Annotated in this window: 17 protein-coding genes; 9 read left to right on the plus strand and 8 right to left on the minus strand. The window is 55.7% G+C overall.

Translation table 11 applies throughout. The features are described from left to right. Positions 1–37 precede the first annotated feature (37 nt). The 5 genes from lon to bolA all read right to left on the minus strand — a co-directional run bounded on the left by lon (position 38) and on the right by bolA (position 6863). Entirely contained in the window at positions 38–2392 is a 2355-nt protein-coding gene (gene lon / locus C1N60_RS15170; RefSeq protein WP_058775228.1) for an endopeptidase La, read from the minus strand. Positions 2393–2581: 189 nt separating this feature from the next. After that, the gene (gene clpX, locus C1N60_RS15175; RefSeq protein ID WP_021507186.1) at positions 2582–3853 is read right to left on the minus strand and encodes an ATP-dependent protease ATP-binding subunit ClpX; all 1272 of its coding nucleotides are present in this window, start codon (positions 3851–3853) and stop codon (positions 2582–2584) included. A gap of 127 nt (positions 3854–3980) precedes the next feature. Continuing rightward, on the minus strand, positions 3981–4604 hold the full coding sequence (gene clpP / locus C1N60_RS15180; RefSeq protein ID WP_010616837.1) for an ATP-dependent Clp endopeptidase proteolytic subunit ClpP: 624 nt from the start codon (positions 4602–4604) through the stop codon (positions 3981–3983). 336 nt (positions 4605–4940) lie between these two features. Next, positions 4941–6245: a trigger factor gene (gene tig / locus C1N60_RS15185; protein ID WP_021507185.1), complete on the minus strand. Its 1305-nt coding sequence runs from the start codon at positions 6243–6245 to the stop codon at positions 4941–4943. Positions 6246–6548: 303 nt separating this feature from the next. Beyond that, complete coding sequence (gene bolA, locus C1N60_RS15190; protein ID WP_058757958.1) at positions 6549–6863, minus strand: transcriptional regulator BolA; 315 nt, start codon at positions 6861–6863, stop codon at positions 6549–6551. A gap of 268 nt (positions 6864–7131) precedes the next feature. Between bolA and C1N60_RS15195 the strand changes: the two genes are divergently transcribed. The 8 genes from C1N60_RS15195 to C1N60_RS15230 all read left to right on the plus strand — a co-directional run bounded on the left by C1N60_RS15195 (position 7132) and on the right by C1N60_RS15230 (position 16014). Next, a complete protein-coding gene (locus tag C1N60_RS15195) occupies positions 7132–7710 on the plus strand; it encodes a lipoprotein (RefSeq protein WP_021507183.1) in 579 nt (192 codons plus the stop codon). Between the two features lie 55 nt (positions 7711–7765). Beyond that, complete coding sequence (gene ampG, locus C1N60_RS15200; protein WP_104092650.1) at positions 7766–9253, plus strand: muropeptide MFS transporter AmpG; 1488 nt, start codon at positions 7766–7768, stop codon at positions 9251–9253. Between the two features lie 438 nt (positions 9254–9691). Further along, positions 9692–10615, plus strand: coding sequence for a cytochrome o ubiquinol oxidase subunit II (gene cyoA / locus C1N60_RS15205; RefSeq protein WP_031279652.1), 924 nt, complete (start codon positions 9692–9694; stop codon positions 10613–10615). Between the two features lie 4 nt (positions 10616–10619). Further along, positions 10620–12602, plus strand: a complete 1983-nt coding sequence (cyoB, locus tag C1N60_RS15210) for a cytochrome o ubiquinol oxidase subunit I (protein WP_021507180.1) — start codon at positions 10620–10622, stop codon at positions 12600–12602. Continuing rightward, positions 12602–13216 carry a cytochrome o ubiquinol oxidase subunit III gene (locus C1N60_RS15215; protein ID WP_021507179.1) on the plus strand — a complete coding sequence of 205 codons (615 nt, stop codon included), beginning with the start codon at positions 12602–12604 and terminating at the stop codon, positions 13214–13216. Before cyoB ends, C1N60_RS15215 begins: the two co-directional genes overlap by 1 nt. After that, entirely contained in the window at positions 13216–13545 is a 330-nt protein-coding gene (locus tag C1N60_RS15220; protein WP_022549333.1) for a cytochrome o ubiquinol oxidase subunit IV, read from the plus strand. Before C1N60_RS15215 ends, C1N60_RS15220 begins: the two co-directional genes overlap by 1 nt. 13 nt (positions 13546–13558) lie before the next feature. Continuing rightward, positions 13559–14446, plus strand: coding sequence for a heme o synthase (gene cyoE, locus C1N60_RS15225; protein ID WP_021507178.1), 888 nt, complete (start codon positions 13559–13561; stop codon positions 14444–14446). Positions 14447–14649: 203 nt separating this feature from the next. Continuing rightward, positions 14650–16014, plus strand: coding sequence for an MFS transporter (locus C1N60_RS15230; protein WP_031279651.1), 1365 nt, complete (start codon positions 14650–14652; stop codon positions 16012–16014). Between the two features lie 56 nt (positions 16015–16070). On the opposite strand, the gene adhP is transcribed toward C1N60_RS15230, so the two are convergent. After that, entirely contained in the window at positions 16071–17111 is a 1041-nt protein-coding gene (gene adhP / locus C1N60_RS15235; RefSeq protein WP_021507176.1) for an alcohol dehydrogenase AdhP, read from the minus strand. 30 nt (positions 17112–17141) lie between these two features. Next, positions 17142–18662, minus strand: a complete 1521-nt coding sequence (locus C1N60_RS15240) for an acetaldehyde dehydrogenase ExaC (protein WP_262256359.1) — start codon at positions 18660–18662, stop codon at positions 17142–17144. Between the two features lie 262 nt (positions 18663–18924). On the opposite strand from C1N60_RS15240, the gene C1N60_RS15245 reads away from it, so the two are divergent. Next, positions 18925–20691, plus strand: a complete 1767-nt coding sequence (locus C1N60_RS15245; protein WP_262256360.1) for a sigma-54-dependent Fis family transcriptional regulator — start codon at positions 18925–18927, stop codon at positions 20689–20691. On the opposite strand, the gene C1N60_RS15250 is transcribed toward C1N60_RS15245, so the two are convergent. Further along, positions 20688–21179, minus strand: a complete 492-nt coding sequence (locus C1N60_RS15250) for a YajQ family cyclic di-GMP-binding protein (RefSeq protein WP_021507173.1) — start codon at positions 21177–21179, stop codon at positions 20688–20690. The genes C1N60_RS15245 and C1N60_RS15250 overlap by 4 nt on opposite strands. Positions 21180–21206 lie beyond the last annotated feature (27 nt).

Here is a 21206-nt window from a genome sequence, read left to right on the forward strand (position 1 = left end):
GCCAGCTTCGCTTTTTAGCGCTTTTTGTCGCTAATCACTATTTTGCCGTGGCAACCTGCATCCCGTACGGGGCATTTTCCAGCGCCAGGCTCAGCACTTCTTCAATGCGCTTCACCGGATGGATCGACAGATCGGCAATCACGTTCTGTGGAATCTCTTCCAGATCGCGCTTGTTTTCGTCCGGGATCAGCACGGTTTTGATGCCGCCGCGATGCGCCGCCAGCAGTTTCTCTTTCAGGCCACCAATCGGCAGTACCTGACCGCGCAGTGTGATCTCGCCGGTCATCGCCACGTCCGAACGCACCGGGTTACCGGTCAGACAGGAGACCAGCGCGGTACACATCGCGATACCGGCGCTTGGACCATCTTTCGGCGTCGCCCCTTCCGGTACGTGTACGTGGATGTCACGCTTCTCGTAGAAGTCGCCGTTGATGCCGAGTTTCTCCGCACGGGCGCGGACTACCGTCAGCGCCGCCTGGATGGACTCCTGCATCACCTCACCGAGTGAACCGGTGTAGGTCAGCTTGCCTTTGCCCGGCACGCAGGCGGTTTCGATGGTCAGCAGATCGCCGCCCACTTCGGTCCACGCCAGGCCGGTGACCTGACCAACACGGTTTTCGCTGTCAGCGCGGCCGTAATCAAAGCGCTGCACGCCCAGGAAATCCTTGAGGTTTTCACCGTTGATTTTGATGCTCTTTTTCGCTTTGTCCATCAGCAGCGCTTTTACCGCTTTACGGCACAGCTTGGAGAGTTCGCGCTCCAGGCTACGCACGCCCGCTTCACGGGTGTAATAGCGGATAATGCCGATAATGGCGCTATCGTCAACGCTGATCTCTTTCTCTTTCAGCGCATTACGCTCGATCTGCTTCGGCAGCAGGTGCTGTTTAGCGATGTTGAGCTTCTCATCTTCGGTGTAACCGGAGAGACGAATCACTTCCATACGATCCAGCAGCGGAGCCGGAATGTTCATGGAGTTAGAGGTAGCCACAAACATCACATCTGACAGATCGTAATCCACTTCCAGATAGTGATCGTTGAATGCAATGTTCTGCTCTGGATCCAGTACCTCCAGCAGCGCTGAAGCCGGATCGCCGCGCATGTCGGATGACATTTTGTCGATCTCATCCAGCAGGAACAGCGGGTTTTTCACGCCGACTTTGGCCATTTTCTGGATCAGTTTGCCCGGCATCGACCCGATATAGGTACGACGGTGGCCGCGGATTTCCGCTTCGTCACGCACGCCGCCCAGCGCCATACGCACATATTTACGGCCAGTGGCTTTGGCGATTGACTGTCCCAGCGAGGTTTTACCCACGCCCGGCGGTCCGACCAGGCACAGAATCGGCCCTTTGATTTTGCTGACGCGACTCTGCACCGCAAGATACTCAAGGATGCGGTCTTTCACGCGCTCCAGACCATAATGGTCGGTATCCAGCGTCTCCTGCGCTTTCCGCAGGTCTTTTTTCACCTTGCTGCGCGCGTTCCACGGTACCTGCACCATCCAGTCGATGTAGCCACGTACCACGGTGGCTTCCGCTGACATCGGTGACATCATCTTCAGCTTCTGCAGTTCGGCTTCGGCCTTCTCGCGCGCCTCGACCGGCATTTTCGCCGCGTCGATTTTGCGTTTCAGCGCTTCGTATTCATCCGGCGCATCGTCCATCTCGCCCAGCTCTTTCTGAATCGCTTTCATTTGCTCATTCAGATAGTACTCGCGCTGGCTTTTCTCCATCTGCTTTTTAACGCGGTTGCGAATACGCTTCTCAACCTGCAGCAGATCGATTTCCGATTCCATCATCGCCATGAGATATTCCAGACGCTCATTGATGTCGGACATCTCCAGCACTGACTGTTTGTCAGCCAGCTTAAGCGGCATGTGCGCCGCCACGGTGTCGGCGAGACGCGCCGCGTCGTCGATGCTGTTGAGTGAAGTCAGCACCTCCGGCGGGATTTTTTTGTTCAGCTTGATGTAGCCTTCAAACTGATTGATGGCGGTACGCACCAGCACTTCCTGCTCGCGCTCTTCAATTTCCGGCGAGATCAGGTATTCGGCCTGGGCAACAAAGTGGTCGCCATTGTCCGCTAAAGTGGTGATGTGTGCGCGCTGAAGACCTTCCACCAGCACCTTAACGGTGCCGTCTGGCAGTTTCAGCATCTGCAGTACGGAAGCAACGGTCCCTACCGCGAAGAGATCGTTAATACCAGGTTCATCCGTTGAAGCCTCTTTCTGGGCAACCAGCATGATCTTCTTGTCATGATCCATCGCCGCTTCGAGGCAACGAATCGATTTTTCCCGACCAACAAACAACGGAATTACCATGTGCGGATAAACCACCACGTCGCGCAACGGCAACACGGGGATTTCAATGCGTTCAGAACGCTCAGGATTCATAGAGCTCTCTCTTAGTTTAATGTCCGCCAGGTGATGGGAACCGCGTGATACAGGCTGTATGCAGTTAGACCCACAGGATTATGAGTATATGGGGATGCTTGCACGACATTCAATGTCACAGAGGTGAGAAAAATAAAAGGGGAAACATTTTCCCCTTTTTTAAGATAACAACGTGGTGTAATTGATTATTTATTCGCCAGAAGCCTGGGCTTCATGCTTACCGTAAATCAGCATCGGGTCAGATTGCCCCTCGATTACTGACTCATCGATCACCACTTTCTCTACGCCTTCCATTGATGGCAGGTCGTACATGGTTTCGAGCAGCGCCGCTTCTACGATAGAACGCAGACCACGTGCCCCGGTTTTACGCGAGTTGGCTTTCTTCGCAATCGCCGTCAGCGCTTCGTCACGGAACTCCAGCTCCACGCCTTCCAGGTTAAACAGCGCCTGATACTGCTTGGTCAGCGCGTTTTTCGGTTCACGCAGGATCTGGATCAGCGCTTCTTCGCTCAGCTCGTTGAGCGTCGCCACCACCGGCAGACGACCAATGAACTCCGGAATCAGACCAAATTTGATCAGATCTTCCGGCTCAACCTGTGACAGCAACTCGCCTTCGCTGGCTTTCTGCGATTTACCTTTAACGGTCGCGCCAAAGCCAATACCGGAGCCGGTTTCAACACGCTGTGAAATCACTTTATCGAGGCCGGCAAACGCACCGCCACAGATAAACAGGATTTTCGAGGTGTCGACCTGCAGAAACTCCTGCTGCGGATGCTTACGTCCACCCTGCGGCGGCACGGCAGCCACTGTGCCTTCAATCAGTTTCAGCAGCGCCTGCTGTACGCCTTCACCTGACACATCACGGGTGATAGACGGGTTGTCTGATTTACGGGAAATCTTATCGATTTCATCGATGTACACGATGCCGCGCTGCGCTTTCTGTACGTCGTAGTCGCACTTCTGCAGCAGTTTCTGGATGATGTTTTCCACATCCTCGCCCACATAACCGGCTTCGGTCAGCGTGGTGGCATCCGCCATGGTGAAAGGCACATCCAGCAGGCGCGCCAGCGTTTCCGCCAGCAGGGTCTTACCGCTACCGGTTGGACCGATCAGCAGAATGTTACTTTTGCCCAGTTCAATCCCGTTGCTGGTGTCGCCGTTACGCAGACGTTTGTAGTGGTTGTACACCGCCACCGCCAGCACTTTTTTCGCCTTCTCCTGACCGATAACATAATCGTCAAGGTGATGGCGGATCTCATGCGGCGTCGGGAGCGCGCTGCGCTCGCGGTGCGGGGCCACTTCTTTAATCTCTTCACGAATGATGTCGTTACACAGATCGACACACTCGTCGCAAATATACACTGACGGCCCGGCAATCAGCTTACGGACTTCATGCTGGCTTTTGCCGCAGAAAGAGCAGTACAGCAACTTACCTGAACCGTCTTTGCGCTTATCTGTCATCAGCTAACCTCTTTTCGTTCTCAGACCTAATTGGTGTACGGCAATGGCCGCACAGCAACGGCCGATATGCATGCAACTCACCTGTCTGCACCCGTTAACTATAGCGTAAGGGGCAGACAGATGTGTCTTATTGGCGATGCGTCAGGATGGAGTCGACCAGGCCATACTCTACCGCTTCGCTGGCAGAGAGGAAACGATCGCGCTCGGTGTCGCGTTCAATCTGCTCCAGCGATTTGCCGGTATGTTCCGCCATCAGCTCATTCATACGCTGCTTCACTTTCAGGATTTCACGCGCGTGGATCTCAATGTCCGTGGCCTGGCCCTGATAACCGCCCAGCGGCTGGTGAATCATCACGCGTGAGTTTGGCAGACAGAAGCGCTTGCCTTTAGTCCCCGCCGTCAGCAGGAATGCGCCCATCGAACAGGCCTGGCCCATACAGATGGTGCTCACGTCCGGCTTGATGAACTTCATTGTGTCATAAATCGACATACCGGCGGTAATTACACCACCTGGCGAGTTAATGTAGAGGTAAATGTCTTTTTCAGGATTCTCAGCTTCCAGAAACAGCATCTGCGCCACAATCAGGTTCGCCATGTGATCCTCAACCTGACCGGTCAGGAAGATCACGCGCTCTTTAAGCAGGCGGGAGTAGATGTCGTAAGAACGCTCGCCGCGCGAGGTTTGTTCGACCACCATTGGCACCAGCGCATTGGTTGGTGCAGTAAATTCACGATCGCCACTGTATGACATTACCGTCTCCTGATAAATTTCATTGGCAACATTCTGTACCGATTTTACGCGAGGCGCGCGGCGAAAACTATGCGCAGCGGTCTCGTTCCGACATAACAGGACGGTTAATCAGCCAGTCTTACTGTTTTCACGCATTCTCCCTGTATCTGGGGATGCAGCCCAGTTGTTTCAAGCATAACAACCTTTTCCCCATTCGCTAACACGGAAAAACAGCTTAGCGAAGAATTTGCCGATTAATTAGTCAAATAGCGCACAAATGTGGTTGGTTTCCGCCAGAAACGAAAAAGCCCGCGACACAGCGGTCGCGGGCTTTAGCACTCAGGGTTAACTCACGAATCAGGCCGCAGAGGTCTGGTTCATCAGCTCCTGGAAGTTAGTGGCTTTGTCAGTCACTTTGGCTTTCGCCAGTACCGCTTCAACCGCCTGCTCTTCCAGCGCAACGTTGCGCATGTTGTTCATCAGCTCGCTGTTTTTGCTGTAGAACTCGATCACTTCCTGCGGATCTTCGTACGCAGAAGCCATCTCTTCGATCAGCGCTTTAACGCGATCTTCATCGGCTTTCAGCTCGTTGATGCGAATCACTTCGCCCAGCAGCAGACCGACCACAACGCGACGTTTTGCCTGCTCTTCGAACAGTTCACGTGGCAGTTCCAGCGCCTGCTTCTCGTTGCCGCCGAAACGCTGTGCAGCCTGACGACGCAGAACGTCGATTTCGCTGTCGATCAGTGCCACTGGCACGTCGATTTCGTTCGCGTTAACCAGACCGTCAATCGCCTGCGTCTTCACGCGGTTACGGATAGCGCCTTTCAGTTCGCGCTCCATGTTCTTACGCACTTCAGCGCGCAGACCTTCAATGGAGCCATCTTCCACGCCGAAACGCTTGATGAATTCAGCGGTCAGCTCCGGCAGTTCGCGGGTTTCCACTTTCTTCAGCACGATGTCGAACTTCGCATCTTTGCCTTTCAGGTTTTCCGCGTGGTAGTCATCCGGGAATTTCACGTCGATGGTGAAGGTGTCGCCGGCTTTCTTGCCAGTGATGCCTTCTTCGAAGCCTGGGATCATACGACCCTGACCCATTGCCAGCACGAAGTCAGACGCTTTGCCGCCTTCGAACTCTTCGCCGTCTACAGAGCCGGTGAAATCGATGGTCGCGCGATCTTCTGCTGATGCCGCTGCATCGGTCTCTTTCCAGGTCGCCTGCTGCTTCTGCAGGGTTTCCAGCATGGTGTCGACGTCAGCGTCGGTCACTTCAACCACCGGTTTTTCGACTTCGATTGCATCCAGGCCTTTCAGCTCAACTTCCGGATACACTTCGAACTCAACCGCGTAGGTGAAATCTTCACCTTCTTTATACTCACCCGGCACGTAGTTCGGTGCGCCAGCTGGGTTGATCTTCTCTTTGATGATGGCGTCAACGAAGTTACGCGTCATCAGCTCGCTCAGGACGTCCTGACGAACAGAGGCACCGTAGCGCTGATTAATGATGGTAGCCGGCACTTTGCCTTTACGGAAACCGTCGATACGGACTTTCTTAGCCACTTCCACCAGTTCTTTCTTCACTGCGCTTTCGATGCTGTCCTTAGGAACAGTAATCGAAATGCGACGGCCCAGACCCTGAGTGGTTTCTACTGAAACTGTCATCTTGTTACCTCAAAAAATCACGTGCTCGGTCAACTTCAGACACCACACAATTAATGCGCCGTATCCAACAACCGGGACGGCCTCTGCAGGCAGAACCTAATCCCTGTCACCAGAAGCGTCCCGAAGACATTCCGGAAAAATAGACGCCGCATTATAGCGGCATCCCCGGAATGAGTCGAGGCTGCAAACTCACCACTTTTTAACGGTTTTGCTGCTTTTTTGCGCCGCAGATCGCGTTTGTGCATCATTGAGGGAAGAAAAAACGGCCCGCAGGCCGTTTTGGAGGAAGCTGGAAAGGAAAACTCAGGCCAGCGTACCGGCACCGCGACAGTTCGGTGAGGCGAGTACGGTATCCTGCAGTCCATCCCACTCTTTGCGCGTGTAGGTATGCAGCGCCAGCGCATGGACGCTGCCTGCCAGCTCGGTCGCCAGCTCGCCATAAATGGCGCGGTGACGCTGCAGGAAGCGCTGTCCGGTGAAAAGGTCGCTGACGATCACCACTTTGAAGTGACTTTCAGAACCGGCAGGCACGTTATGACGATAGCTTTCGTCATGCACTTCGAGATGTGCAGGCTCAAAAGCGTTACGCAGCTTTTCTTCTATTTGTTCGCGAATCATTGTTAACACTCCTCTACGGCGAGCGCTGTGCCCCATCTGTTTAAATATTAGTAGGTTTTTTACCTTTCCCGCAGTCCGGCAGGAAATAAATCCTGCTGCGCTGCGCATCTTAGCCTGCTGAGGCTGTCGGTCAATCGGTTACCGCGTCCGGCTGTCCGAAAAAATCCTTTACAATCAATTTCCCCTGGTGCGGGGCTTTTTTCGCCGTGCCGCAATGCTATGATGGCCGCAGTTTTGCAAACCAACCCATATGCTAACGAGAATGAGTATGTTGAAAAAACTGTTATTCCCTCTGCTGGCTGCCTTTATTTTGGCCGGCTGCGCCAGCAATAACACCACGCTGAACATCCAGCCAAAAATCCAGCTGCCACAGCAGGATCCGAGCCTGATGGGCGTTACCGTCAGCGTTAACGGTGCCGATCAGCGCAGCGATCAGGCGCTGGCCAAAGTGAACCGCGACGGCCAGCTGATCACCCTGACCCCATCACGTGACCTGCGTTTCCTGCTGCAGGAAGTGCTGGAGAAGCAGATGACCTCGCGCGGCTACATGATTGGCCCGAACGGCGCGGTAGACCTGCAGATCGTGGTTAATGGCCTGTACGCAGATGTTACGCAGGGCAACGTGCGTTACAGCATCACCACCAAAGCGGATATCTCTATTATCGCTACCGCGAAAAACGGCAACAAGCAGGTGAAAAACTACCGTCAGACCTACAGCGTTGAGGGTGCCTTCAGCGCCACTAACGATAAGATCACCAACGCGGTTAACTCGACCCTGAGCGACGTGATTGCCGATATGGCGCAGGACACCAGCGTCAATAACTTCATCAAGCAAAACGCGCGTTAATTTTCCGCAGTAACCTGCCCGGTCCCCGCTGACCGGGCTTCATTTCAGGCTGGCTATGACATCTCATTATCTGCGTATTTTTACCCAACGTAACGCTGCGGTCCTGCTGCTGCTCGGTTTCGCTTCCGGTCTGCCGCTGGCGCTGACCGCCGGTACGCTCCAGGCGTGGATGACGGTAGAGAATGTCGACCTGAAAACCATTGGTTTCTTCTCCCTCGTCGGTCAGGCTTACGTGTTTAAGTTCCTGTGGTCGCCGATGATGGATCGCTATACCCCGCCCTTTCTTGGCCGGCGGCGCGGCTGGCTGCTGGTCACGCAGTTAGCGCTGATTGCCGGCATTGTGGCGATGGGCTTTATGCAGCCGTCACGCGACCTTACCCTGCTGGCGGCGCTGGCGGTGCTGGTGGCTTTCTGCTCAGCCTCGCAGGATATTGTGTTTGATGCGTGGAAAACCGATGTGCTGCCGCCGGAAGAGCGCGGCAGCGGCGCGGCGATTACCGTGCTTGGTTACCGGCTGGCGATGCTGATTTCTGGCGGCCTGGCGTTGTGGCTGGCGGATCGCTATCTCGGCTGGCAGGCCACCTACTGGCTGATGGCGCTGCTGATGGTGCCCGGACTGATCGCCACGCTGCTGGCGCGTGAACCTGAGGCACCGGTGCGCGAGCCGCACTCGCTGCGTCAGGCCGTCGCGTTTCCGCTGAAGGATTTCTTTCAGCGCAACAACGCCTGGCTGCTGATCACCTTAATCATTCTCTACAAGCTGGGCGATGCGTTCGCCGCTTCGCTCACCACCACCTTCCTGATTCGCGGCGTGGGCTTCAGCGCCGGTGATGTCGGTCTGGTGAATAAAACGCTCGGCCTGCTGGCGACCATTATTGGTGCGCTGTACGGCGGCGTGCTGATGCAGCGCCTGAGCCTGTTCCGCGCGCTGATGATCTTCGGCGTGCTGCAGGCGGTATCTAATTTCGCTTACTGGCTGCTGGCGGTAACGCCACCGCATCTGTGGAGCATGGCCAGCGCAGTATTTATCGAAAACCTGTGCGGTGGCATGGGCACCGCCGCCTTTGTGGCGTTGCTGATGACGCTGTGCAACAAATCGTTCTCGGCCACGCAGTTCGCGCTGCTGTCAGCGCTGTCAGCGGTTGGACGCGTGTATGTCGGTCCGGCGGCTGGCTGGCTGGTCGAACTGTGGGGCTGGCCGGTATTTTATGCCTTTACCGTGGTGGCCGCCGTACCGGGCCTGCTGCTGCTGTGGGCGTGTCGCGGCACGCTACAGGCAATGCAGCACAGCGGTGAATTCATGAAGCGCAGCCTGTGGCCACAGGGTTATCGCTGGACGGTACGCCTGTTCGCGGCGGGCTGTACGCTGCTGGCGCTCTGGCTGCTGACGTTGGCACTGCGTGCGGCGGACATCTGGCACAGCGCGACGCTGCCAACCCATCTGTTTGAGGCAGGGATGGCGCTGGCGCTGCTGGCGGTGCTGCTCGGTGTGATGCTGGACTGGCTGGCATTAAGAAAAACAGCGTCAAATCGTGCACATTAACGCTGCGCTATTTGCCAGACGGGGATAAATCGCTTAAAAATAGCCCCCGGCGAATTTTAAGCGATAGCATTTTTTTTAACGCGAAATAGAAACATTAAATTAACAATCCTGCGTAATATTTAAATCCGGTGAGCAATTAATTTGTAGAAATTTCATCGCCAAAATGATGCAGAATTGTTAAATAAATGAGTATTAAAACTCCGGTTTATGCTTTCCCTGTTTTCTCTGCGGTTAATGTCATTGGTTTTTGTTATATTGCCGCCAACTGCTTGTCGCAGTTAATAATTTGTCACCCTGCGCAACATCTGTGACACCCTTAGCAAAAGGTGTCAACAGCCTTCTGACACATCCTTAAGCTGGTTTACACTGCATAAACCTTCCCGTAAAATGCGCGCACACTTAAACGACAATAGAGCCCTTTGTCATTGAGGTCGTTAAATGAGACTCAGGAAATACAATAAAAGTTTGGGGATTTTGTCATTAATTGCAGGCGCTGTATTACTCAGCGGCTGCGATAGTGCGTTGTTAAATCCCAAGGGACAGATTGCACTGGAGCAACGTTCACTGATTCTGACAGCTTTCGGCTTGATGATGATCGTCGTTATTCCGGCAGTCTTAATGGCTGTTGTGTTCGCCTGGAAATATCGGGCAACCAATACCAACGCGAAGTATAGCCCTAACTGGTCACACTCTAACAAAGTGGAAGCCGTGGTCTGGACCATTCCGATCCTGATCATTCTCTTCCTCGGTGTGCTGACCTGGAAATCAACCCACGCGCTGGAGCCGAGCAAACCGCTGGCCTCTGACGTGAAACCGGTTGAGATCGACGTAGTGGCACTGGACTGGAAATGGCTGTTCATCTACCCGGAACAGGGTATTGCAACCGTCAACCAGATTGCCTTCCCGGCAAATACTCCGGTGAACTTCAAGATCACCTCGAACTCCGTCATGAACTCCTTCTTTATTCCTACGCTCGGCAGCCAGATCTACGCCATGGCGGGTATGCAGACCAAACTGCACCTGATCGCCAACGAGCCAGGTACGTTCGACGGTATCTCTGCTAACTTCAGCGGTCGCGGTTTCTCTGGCATGAAGTTCAAAGCCATTGCCACCAAAGACGATGCGGAATTCCAGCAGTGGGTTGCCAAAGTTAAAGCGGCACCTAACACGCTGACCACCATGGATGATTTCGAAAAACTGGCTGCGCCAAGCGAAAATCACCCGGTGGAATATTTCTCAACTGCTAATCCGGAACTGTTCAAGCAGGTTATTGATAAGTTCATGATGAGCCACGGGAAAATGGACATGTCGCACGAAGGCATGGACATGAATCACGCCGCAGCTGCGGGAGCCGAGGAATAATACGATGTTCGGAAAATTAACACTGGATGCAGTGCCCTACCATGAACCCATTATCATGGTTACGGTCGCCGGTATCATCATTGGTGGTCTGGCGCTGATCGCTGCTATTACCTATTTCGGTAAATGGCAGTATCTGTGGTCTGAATGGTTAACCTCCATCGACCACAAAAAACTGGGTATCATGTACATCATCATGGCCTTTGTCATGCTGCTGCGCGGCTTTGCCGATGCGGTAATGATGCGTACCCAACAGGTTATGGCTTCCGCCGGGGAAGCAGGCATACTGCCACCGCACCACTACGACCAGATCTTCACCGCTCACGGCGTGATCATGATCTTCTTCGTGGCGATGCCTTTCGTGGTCGGTCTGATGAACATCGCGGTTCCGCTGCAAATCGGTGCCCGTGACGTTGCCTTCCCGTTCCTGAACAACCTGAGCTTCTGGTTCACCGCTATCGGTGTGATCCTGGTTAACCTGTCACTGGGTGTGGGCGAATTCGCACAGACCGGCTGGCTGGCTTATCCACCGCTATCGGGGGCAGAATACAGTCCTGGCGTCGGGGTCGATTACTGGATCTGGAGTCTCCAGCTCTCCGGTATTGGTACCACGCTGACCGGTATCAACTTCTTCGTGACCATTCTGAAGATGCGTGCACCGGGCATGGACCTGTTCAAGATGCCGGTATTCACCTGGGCAGCACTGTGTACTAACGTCCTGATTATCGCTGCGTTCCCGGTACTGACCGTGACGCTGGCACTGTTGACGCTTGATCGTTACCTCGACTTCCATTTCTTTACCAATGATATGGGCGGTAACATGATGATGTACGTCAACCTGATCTGGGTCTGGGGTCACCCGGAAGTGTACATCCTCGTTCTGCCGGTGTTTGGTGTCTTCTCTGAAGTCACGGCCACCTTCTCGAAAAAGCGTCTGTTTGGTTACACCTCGCTGGTGTGGGCAACCATTGCCATTACCGTTCTGTCGTTCATCGTTTGGCTGCACCACTTCTTCACCATGGGTGCCGGTGCGAACGTTAACGCCTTCTTCGGTATCATGACGATGATCATCGCGATTCCGACCGGGGTGAAAATCTTTAACTGGCTGTTCACCATGTATCAGGGTCGTATCGAGTTCAACTCGGCGATGCTGTGGACCATCGGCTTCCTGGTCACCTTCTCCGTTGGTGGGATGACCGGCGTACTGCTGGCGGTGCCAGGCGCAGACTTTGTGCTGCACAACAGCCTGTTCCTGATTGCACACTTCCACAACGTTATCATCGGTGGTGTGGTGTTCGGTTGTATGGCTGGCGTGACCTACTGGTTCCCGAAAGCCTTCGGCTTCACCCTGAACGAAACCTGGGGCAAACGTGCTTTCTGGTTCTGGATCATCGGCTTCTTCGTTGCCTTTATGCCGCTGTACGCGCTGGGCTTCATGGGGATGACCCGTCGTCTGAGCCAGGACATCGATCCGCAGTTCCACTCTCTGCTGGTGGTTGCAGCAGGCGGTGCGGCGCTGATCGCCTGCGGTATCCTGTGCCAGCTTATCCAGTTCTGGGTATCGGTACGTGACCGTGAGCAGAACCGCGATCTGACCGGTGACCCGTGGGGCGGCCGTACGCTGGAGTGGGCAACCTCTTCACCTCCGCCGTTCTACAACTTTGCTGTGATCCCACATATCCACGAGCGTGATGCGTTCTGGGAAATGAAAGAGAAAGGCGAAGCGTACAAGCAGCCAGAAAAATATGAAGAAATTCATATGCCGAAAAACAGCGGCGCGGCCATTGTTATCGCTGCCTTCATGACAGTCTTCGGTTTTGCCCTGATCTGGCACATCTGGTGGCTGGCAGGTCTTACTTTCCTTGGCACCATCGTGACCTGGATTGTGAAGAGCTTCGATGAAGACGTGGATTACTACGTACCGGTTGCTGAAATCGAGCAGATCGAGAAGAAGCACTTTGATGACATCAGCAAAGCAGGTCTGAAATAATGTCAACTGAAACCGTTAAACACCACCACGACGCCCATGCGGAGCATGGGCATCACGATGCGGGAGCCAATAAAGTCTTTGGCTTCTGGATCTACCTGATGAGTGACTGCATTATCTTCGCAACCCTGTTTGCGACCTATGCGGTCATGGTTAACAACACTGCCGGTGGCCCGGCAGGTAAAGATATCTTCGAACTGCCGTTTGTGCTGGTTGAAACCGCGCTGCTGCTGCTGAGCTCCATCACGTATGGTATGGCAGTGATTGCGATGAACAACCAGAACAAAGGTTCGGTCATCAGCTGGCTGGCGTTGACCTTCCTGTTCGGTGCCGGATTTATCGGGATGGAAATCTATGAATTCCATCACCTGATCAAGGAAGGTTTCGGTCCTGACCGCAGCGGCTTCCTGTCTGGCTTCTTTACTCTGGTCGGTACGCACGGTCTGCACGTGACCTCTGGTCTGATCTGGATGGCCGTGCTGATGTTCCAGATCGCTAAACGCGGTCTGAGCGCCACCAACCGCACCCGTATCATGTGTCTGAGCCTGTTCTGGCACTTCCTGGATGTGGTGTGGATCTGCGTATTCACCGTTGTCTATCTGATGGGGGCCATGTAATGAGTCATTCTGTAAACGAACATGGTGCATCTCACGGTAGCGTGAAGTCCTACATGATCGGCTTCATCCTCTCGATCATCCTGACGGCGATCCCGTTCTGGATGGTGATGGATGGCAGTGCTTCTCACGGTACCATTCTGGGTGTGGTTCTGGTGTGTGCAGTGGTTCAGGTGCTGGTGCACCTGGTCTACTTCCTGCATCTGGACAGCAAATCCGAGGGTGGCTGGAACATGGTGGCCATTGTCTTCTCCGCAGTCATTATCCTGATTGTGGTGATTGGCTCACTGTGGATTATGTGGAACCTCAACTACAACATGATGGCCCACTAAAGAGTCACGCGTAATGATTAAGCAATACCTGCAAGTAACAAAACCAGGAATTATTTTCGGCAATTTAATTTCTGTGATCGGTGGATTCCTGCTGGCTTCAAAAGGCAGCATTGATTACCCCCTGTTTCTCGTCGCTTTGGTGGGCGTTTCGCTGGTGGTCGCATCCGGTTGTGTATTCAACAATGTGATTGACCGCGACATCGACATCAAAATGGAGAGAACGCGGAACCGTGTTCTGGTCAAAGGCCTGATCTCGGCGAAAGTAAGCCTGGTTTATGCAACCGCATTGGGTATTGCTGGCTTTGCGTTGCTGTATTTTGGCGCTAACCCGCTGGCCATGTGGCTGGCGGTGATGGGCTTCGTCGTCTATGTCGGCATTTACAGCCTCTACATGAAGCGTCATTCGGTCTATGGCACGCTGATTGGCAGCCTCTCTGGCGCCGCGCCGCCAGTAATTGGCTACTGCGCGGTGACCAACCAGTTTGATGCTGGCGCGTTAATCTTACTGGCTATCTTTAGCCTGTGGCAGATGCCGCACTCCTACGCGATTGCCATCTTCCGCTTCAAAGATTATCAGGCCGCCAATATTCCGGTTCTGCCGGTGGTGAAAGGCATCTCCGTGGCGAAAAATCATATTACGCTGTACATCCTGGCGTTCATGATTGCCACGCTGATGCTGTCGCTGGGCGGTTATGCTGGCTATAAATACCTGGTGGTGGCTGCCGCCGTCAGCGTGTGGTGGCTGGGTATGGCACTGTCAGGTTACAAAACCTCAAACGATAAAGTTTGGGCTCGTAAACTGTTCGTGTTCTCCATTGTCGCCATCACTGCGCTGAGCGTGATGATGTCGGTGGACTTTATGGCCCCGGCCTCTAAGGACCTGCTGACTTACGTCTGGTAAGTCAGACCGTTACTCCGGACAAGGGCGCGAATTTCGCGCCCTTTCTTTTTGTTACCACTGCTTAAAAACAATTGTTTTACCCGCCCTGCCCTGCTTTCTAAAATAAGCGCTGCATGTCCCGGTGAGCCGGGTCGCAGATAAGGGCGCGCAACCTGTGCCGCTGCAACCTGAAGTCCCAGGGGCATAAACTTACAGAGGTTGGAATGAACGATAATAGAATGACACCAGTTGAGCTTCGGGCAACATGGGGTTTAGGCACAGTTTTTTCCCTGCGCATGCTGGGAATGTTTATGGTCCTGCCGGTACTGACCACTTACGGTATGGCTTTACAGGGCGCCAGCGAAACGTTAATCGGTCTGGCAATTGGTATTTATGGTCTGGCGCAGGCCGTGTTTCAGATCCCCTTTGGTCTGCTGTCCGACCGTATCGGCCGCAAGCCGCTGATTGTCGGTGGCCTGCTGCTGTTTGTGCTTGGTAGCCTTATTGCCGCCACCAGCACCTCCATCTGGGGCATTATCCTTGGTCGCGCGCTGCAAGGATCCGGTGCCATTGCCGCGGCGGTGATGGCGCTGCTGTCAGACCTGACCCGTGAACAGAACCGCACCAAAGCGATGGCGTTTATCGGCATCAGCTTCGGCGTTACCTTTGCGATTGCCATGGTGGTCGGCCCGATTGTCACGCACGCGCTGGGTCTGCACGCGCTGTTCTGGATGATTGCCCTGCTCGCCAGCCTGGGTATCGTGATCACCCTGCTGGTAGTGCCCAATGCGCCGGGCCACGTGCTGAACCGCGAATCCGGCATGGTCAAAGGCAGCATTCGCGCAGTGCTGGCCAATCCCAAATTGCTGAAGCTGAATATCGGCATTCTCTGTCTGCACATTTTGCTGATGTCGAGCTTCGTCGCGCTGCCGGGCCAGTTTGAACAGGCGGGCTTCCCGGCGGCTGAACACTGGAAAGTGTATCTGGTGACCATGCTGGTGGCGTTTGTCGCCGTGGTGCCGTTTATTATCTATGCCGAGGTAAAGCGCCGCATGAAGCGGGTGTTTGTCGGCTGCGTGGCGCTGATCATCATCGCGGAAATTGTACTGTGGGGCGCCGCGGGCCATTTCTGGACGCTGGTGATTGGCGTGCAGCTGTTTTTCCTCGCCTTTAACCTGATGGAAGCGATTCTGCCGTCGCTGATCAGCAAAGAGTCGCCGGCGGGCTACAAAGGTACGGCCATGGGAATTTATTCCACCAGCCAGTTTATTGGCGTCGCGATTGGCGGCAGCCTGGGCGGCTGGATTTTCGGCCACTTCGATGCGCAAACGGTGTTTCTGGTCGGCGCGATAGTGGCTGCGGCGTGGCTGTTTGTCGCCATGTCGATGCAGGAGCCGCCGTACGTCAGCAGCCTGCGCCTGGTGCTGAGTGATGCGGTGCTGGCAGTACCGAATCTGGAGAAGCGGCTGCGCGCGCAGCCCGGCGTGGCGTCAGTGTTTATCGTGCCGGAAGAGAAAAGCGCCTACATTAAAATTGACAGCAAAGTGACGAGCCGCGTGGAGCTGGAGGCGCTGCTCGCCAGCAGTTAATGATTTAGCCTCAGCGGACCGCGATGATCTGGCTCCACGCGGTCCGCTCAGCGACGTTACAGCGACATATCCACCACAATACGCCCTTCAATTTTGCCGGCGTGCATGCGCGCAAAGATATCGTTGATGTTAGTCAGCGGCTCAACCGCGACATTCGCTTTCACCTTATGGCGACCGGCAAAATCCAGCGCCTCCTGCAGATCTTTACGCGTGCCGACAATTGAGCCGCGCACCGTAATGCCATCCAGCACCATGTCGAAGATCGAGAGATCGAATTTCCCCGGCGGCAGGCCGTTAAGCACCATGGTGCCGCCGCGACGCAGCGTGCCGATCGCCTGTTCAAACGCTTTTGGCGAAACCGCCGTCACCAGCACGCCGTGCGCACCGCCAAAACTCTCCTGGAACACTTTCGCCGGATCGACCTGCTTCGCATTGGCAACCACGCTGGCACCGAGCCGTTTGGCAAATGCCAGCTTATCGTCGTCGATGTCGACCGCCGCCACGTTGAGCCCCATCGCCACCGCATACTGAATAGCCATGTGCCCCAGGCCGCCGATGCCGGAAACCACCACCCAGTCACCCGGTTTGGTATCGGTCATCTTCAGGCCTTTATAGACGGTTACGCCAGCACACAGAATCGGTGCCACTTCATTAAACTCAACGTTATCCGGAATGATGCCGACGTAGTTGGCATCCGCCAGGCAGTACTCGGCAAAGCTGCCGTTGACCGAATAGCCGGCATTCTGCTGCGACAGACACAGCGTTTCCCAGCTGTCGAGGCAGTGCTCGCAGTGACCACACGCCGAGTAGAGCCACGGTACCCCGACGCGATCGCCCAGTTTGAGATGTTTCACCCCTTCGCCAATGGCCACCACCTGCCCGACGCCTTCATGGCCGGGAATAAACGGCGGATTGGGCTTGATCGGCCAGTCGCCTTCGGCGGCGTGCAGGTCGGTGTGGCACACGCCGGTGGCGGCGATTTTCACCAGAATCTGTCCTGGCCCAACGGACGGCACCGGCACCTGCTCAATCACCAGCGGTTCACCAAACGCCTTCACAATCGCGGCTTTCATGGTGGTTTTGATTTGCATATTCATCTTTCACTCTCCATTTGAACGGATGCAGACTCAGAACAGCCCCAGTGGCGCTGTGCCATAGCTGACCAGCAGATTTTTGGTTTGCTGATAGGCGCTGAGCGCCATTTTGTGGGTTTCACGCCCGACGCCCGACTGCTTGTAGCCACCGAATGCCGCATGAGCGGGATAGATGTGATAGCAGTTGGTCCAGACGCGACCGGCTTTAATGCCGCGACCCATGCGATACGCCAGATTGGTATCGCGCGTCCACACGCCCGCGCCCAGACCAAACTGGGTTTCATTGGCGATCGCGAGCGCCTCTGCCTCATCGTGGAATGTGGTGACGCCAATCACTGGCCCAAAAATCTCCTCCTGGAAACAGCGCATCTGGTTGCTGCCCTTGATCAGGGTGGGCTGGATATAGAATCCGTTATCCAGCTCCGCGGCGATATGCGCACGCTCGCCCCCTGTCAGAATCTGACCGCCTTCTTCACGGGCGATGTTGATATAGGACAGGATTTTATCGAATTGCTGGCGCGAAGCCTGAGCCCCGATCATGGTGTCGGTATCGAGCGGATCGCCACGGCGAATGGTGGCAACCTTGGCCAGCACCCGCTCCATAAAGGGCTGGTAGATCGATTCATGAATCAACGCGCGCGAAGGACAGGTACAGACTTCACCCTGATTAAAGAAGCCCAGCACCAGCCCCTCAACCGCTTTCTCGATGAACGCCTCTTCGCCCGACATCACATCCGCGAAGTAGATGTTGGGTGATTTGCCGCCCAGCTCGACGGTGCAGGGAATGATGTTCTCCGCCGCACAGGCCATGATATGCCGCCCGACCGGTGTGGATCCGGTAAAGGCAATTTTAGCGATGCGCTTGCTGGTGGCCAGCGCTTCGCCGGCTTCGCGGCCAAAGCCCTGCACTACATTCAGCACGCCCGGTGGGAACAGATCGCCAATCAGCTCCATCAGCAGCGTAATACCAAGCGGCGTCTGCTCAGCCGGTTTCAGCACCACACAGTTACCGGCGGCCAGCGCCGGTGCCAGCTTCCACGCCGCCATGAGCAGCGGGAAATTCCACGGGATGATCTGTCCGACCACGCCCAGCGGCTCGTGGAAGTGATAGGCCACCGTGGTTTCGTCGATCTCAGCGGTGCTGCCCTCCTGCGCGCGCAGGCAGCCGGCAAAGTAGCGAAAATGGTCGACCGCCAGCGGCAGATCGGCGTTGAGCGTCTCGCGAATCGGTTTACCGTTATCCCAGCTCTCCGCTACCGCCAGCTTCTCAAGACTGGCTTCCATGCGATCGGCTACCTGCAGCAGCAGGTTGGCGCGCTGCTGTACGCTGGTTTTGCCCCACTCATCGGCGGCCTGATGCGCCGCATCCAGCGCCAGATCGATGTCGCGCGCGTCGGAGCGCGGGAACCGGGCAATATCGCTGCCGTCTACCGGCGAGGTGTTCATAAAGTACTGGCCGCTCAGCGGCTCGGTGAAGTTGCCGGCGATATAGTTGCCATAGGTCGCCTGGAAAGAGACCAGCGCGCCGGGCGTGCCGGGATGTGCATAACGCATCGCAAACTCCTTATTATCAGGTCAGAGGGTCTGAACAGGCAGCGCAACTGCCTGTGTTGGTGATTGCAGCACGCGTGCCAGTTTTTTCTCATCAGGCGGAAAAGCAATAAATGCAATATTTATCAATCAAATAAAATCATGCCCCGCCAGCAAACCTGTCAGTCCTCCGGGACAAACGCGGTATCTGTGTTGCGTATCGCAACAGTGCGGAAACCCGAACGCTACAATGTTGCAACACTTACACGCCGTTCTGAGGTCACTCATGCAGGGAAATTCAGCCGCGTCTGCCGTGCACGCTAACCCGCTGTTAAGCGACTCCTGGTTCCGCAGCCAGCTGTATGGATTAGAGCGCAGCGCCGATGATTTCCCGCGCGTGCGTCAGGGCGAGCTGGCCGATGTGCTGGCCAGCAACGCCGGGTTGCAGCAGTTTGCGCAGCCGGTCATCCGCCAGCTGGCGCAGCAGATGGCGGAGACGCAGTCGGTGGTGATCCTGTCCGATGCCAGCGGGCTGGTGCTGAACACCTTTGGCGATATGCAGGCGCTGGAGAAAGCCCAGCGCTTTGCCCTGGCACCCGGTAATCTGTGGAGTGAATGCGGACGCGGCACCAATGCGATTGGCACCGCGCTGGCGATTGATGACGGCTGTGAAATTGATGGCCAGCAGCATTTCCTGACGCGCAACCAGGGTCTGTACTGTGCCGCGATGCCGTTGCAGATGCCCAACGGCCAGATAGCTGGCGTGCTGGATATCTCGGGTCCGGCACACTTTCCGCATCCACATACCCTGAACCGGGTGAAAGCAGCGGCAAAGCAGATCGAGTACCTGTGGGTGAAGCAGAGCCTGCATCCGCAGCAGTGGCTGCTCAGTCTGCATCCGCAGCCGCAGGGCATCGACACCAGTGATGAACTGCTGCTGGTATTCTCTGACAATGTGCTGACCGCAGCCAACCGGCTGGCGATGCGCGAACTGGCTCTCAGCGCCGACCGCTTTGCCAGCCTGACGTTTCAGCAGCTGTTTCCGCAACTGCAGCAGCAGGCCAACAGCGTTCCCGCCGCGGTCGACATTGGCACGCAGCGCTACTGGTTCCGCCTGCGCGCGCCGCAGCGCAGCCACGTCAGCGTGCCGGACAGTCGCACGCATGATCTGCCGCGCGTGCTGGGAGCTGACGGCGCAAAAATGCTGCGCTTGCTGGATGCCGGCGTTTCGCTGTGCATTTATGGTGAAACCGGCAGCGGCAAGGAGTATGTCAGCCGCGCGCTGCACCAGCAAAGCCGCTGGCGCACGGGCAAGTTTGTCGCCATCAACTGTGCCGCCATCCCCGAAGCGCTGATTGAATCCGAACTGTTTGGCTACCAGCCCGGCGCATTTACCGGCGCCAGTAAAAATGGCTACATCGGCAAAATTCGCGAAGCGGATGGCGGCGTGCTGTTTCTGGATGAAATCGGTGATATGCCGCTGACGCTGCAGACCCGTTTGCTGCGCGTGCTGCAGGAAAAAGAGGTGGCGCCGCTCGGCTCCAGTCGCAGCTGGCCGGTGAATTTTGCCGTGATTTGCGCCACGCATCGCGATCTGGCCCAGCGCGTGGCCGCCGGCGAATTTCGTGAGGATTTGCTTTATCGTCTGCAGGAGTTCGCGCTGACCCTTCCGCCGCTGCGCGCCTGGCCGAACGTCGCCGGGTTTATCCACGATTTATGGCAGGAACTGGGAGCTGCGCAGCGTGGCGTACAGCTGTCTCCGACGCTGCTGACGGCGCTGGCGCAGCAGCCGTGGCCGGGCAATGTGCGCCAGCTACGCAGTCTGCTGCGCGTGCTGCTGGCGCTTGCCGACGAGGGCGAAACGCTGACGGAAAGTCACCTGCCGGCAGAGTATCGCCGCCCGCCGGCACCGCCGCTGCGCGAACGCCACGATGAACAGCTGATCAGTGAAACGCTGCTGCGCTATGACGGCAATATCAGTAAAGCGGCGCAGGCGCTGGGGGTCGCGCGCAGCACGCTGTATCGTCGTGCGGCACGCGACAGAGGGGATTAATCGCGGAAGTTTTTGAACTGGAACGGCTGACCCAGGTTGCCACCGCGCACCAGCGCCATCGCACCCTGCAGATCGTCGCGGGATTTACCGGTGACGCGCAGCTCTTCACCCTGAATCTGCGTCTGCACTTTCAGTTTGCTGTCTTTGATCAGCTTAACGATTTTCTTCGCGACATCGCTTTCGATGCCTTTTTTCAGCTTCGCTTCAACGCTCCAGCTTTTACCGCTGTGCACAATCTCTTCCGGTACTTCAATCGCCGCGCCTTCAATGCCGCGCTTCAGCAGCTTTTCACGCAGAATATCCACCAGCTGCTTCACCTGAAAATCCGATTCGCTGGTGACTTTGATGGTCTCATTCTTTTCGTTGAGCTCAAAGCTGGCGCTCACGTTGCGGAAATCGAAACGGGTTGAGATCTCACGGTTGGCATTCTCCACCGCATTACGCACTTCCGGCAGTTCGACTTCGGAAACGATATCGAAAGATGGCATCTTTTCTTCTCCTGATACTAAAGTGAC

The sequence above is a fragment of the Pantoea sp. SGAir0184 genome, from assembly GCF_043544755.1.

Bases quoted from the DNA above. Each gene is read 5' to 3' on its own strand.
- ampG (WP_104092650.1), top strand. From the start codon at position 7,766: ATGACATCTCATTATCTGCGTATTTTTACCCAACGTAACGCTGCGGTC.
- cyoA (WP_031279652.1), top strand. From the start codon at position 9,692: ATGAGACTCAGGAAATACAATAAAAGTTTGGGGATTTTGTCATTAATT.
- C1N60_RS15245 (WP_262256360.1), top strand. From the start codon at position 18,925: ATGCAGGGAAATTCAGCCGCGTCTGCCGTGCACGCTAACCCGCTGTTA.
- cyoE (WP_021507178.1), top strand. From the start codon at position 13,559: ATGATTAAGCAATACCTGCAAGTAACAAAACCAGGAATTATTTTCGGC.
- C1N60_RS15230 (WP_031279651.1), top strand. From the start codon at position 14,650: ATGAACGATAATAGAATGACACCAGTTGAGCTTCGGGCAACATGGGGT.
- clpX (WP_021507186.1), bottom strand. From the start codon at position 3,853: ATGACAGATAAGCGCAAAGACGGTTCAGGTAAGTTGCTGTACTGCTCT.
- C1N60_RS15215 (WP_021507179.1), top strand. From the start codon at position 12,602: ATGTCAACTGAAACCGTTAAACACCACCACGACGCCCATGCGGAGCAT.
- C1N60_RS15220 (WP_022549333.1), top strand. From the start codon at position 13,216: ATGAGTCATTCTGTAAACGAACATGGTGCATCTCACGGTAGCGTGAAG.
- C1N60_RS15250 (WP_021507173.1), bottom strand. From the start codon at position 21,179: ATGCCATCTTTCGATATCGTTTCCGAAGTCGAACTGCCGGAAGTGCGT.
- tig (WP_021507185.1), bottom strand. From the start codon at position 6,245: ATGACAGTTTCAGTAGAAACCACTCAGGGTCTGGGCCGTCGCATTTCG.
- lon (WP_058775228.1), bottom strand. From the start codon at position 2,392: ATGAATCCTGAGCGTTCTGAACGCATTGAAATCCCCGTGTTGCCGTTG.
- C1N60_RS15240 (WP_262256359.1), bottom strand. From the start codon at position 18,662: ATGCGTTATGCACATCCCGGCACGCCCGGCGCGCTGGTCTCTTTCCAG.
- cyoB (WP_021507180.1), top strand. From the start codon at position 10,620: ATGTTCGGAAAATTAACACTGGATGCAGTGCCCTACCATGAACCCATT.
- C1N60_RS15195 (WP_021507183.1), top strand. From the start codon at position 7,132: ATGTTGAAAAAACTGTTATTCCCTCTGCTGGCTGCCTTTATTTTGGCC.
- clpP (WP_010616837.1), bottom strand. From the start codon at position 4,604: ATGTCATACAGTGGCGATCGTGAATTTACTGCACCAACCAATGCGCTG.
- adhP (WP_021507176.1), bottom strand. From the start codon at position 17,111: ATGAATATGCAAATCAAAACCACCATGAAAGCCGCGATTGTGAAGGCG.
- bolA (WP_058757958.1), bottom strand. From the start codon at position 6,863: ATGATTCGCGAACAAATAGAAGAAAAGCTGCGTAACGCTTTTGAGCCT.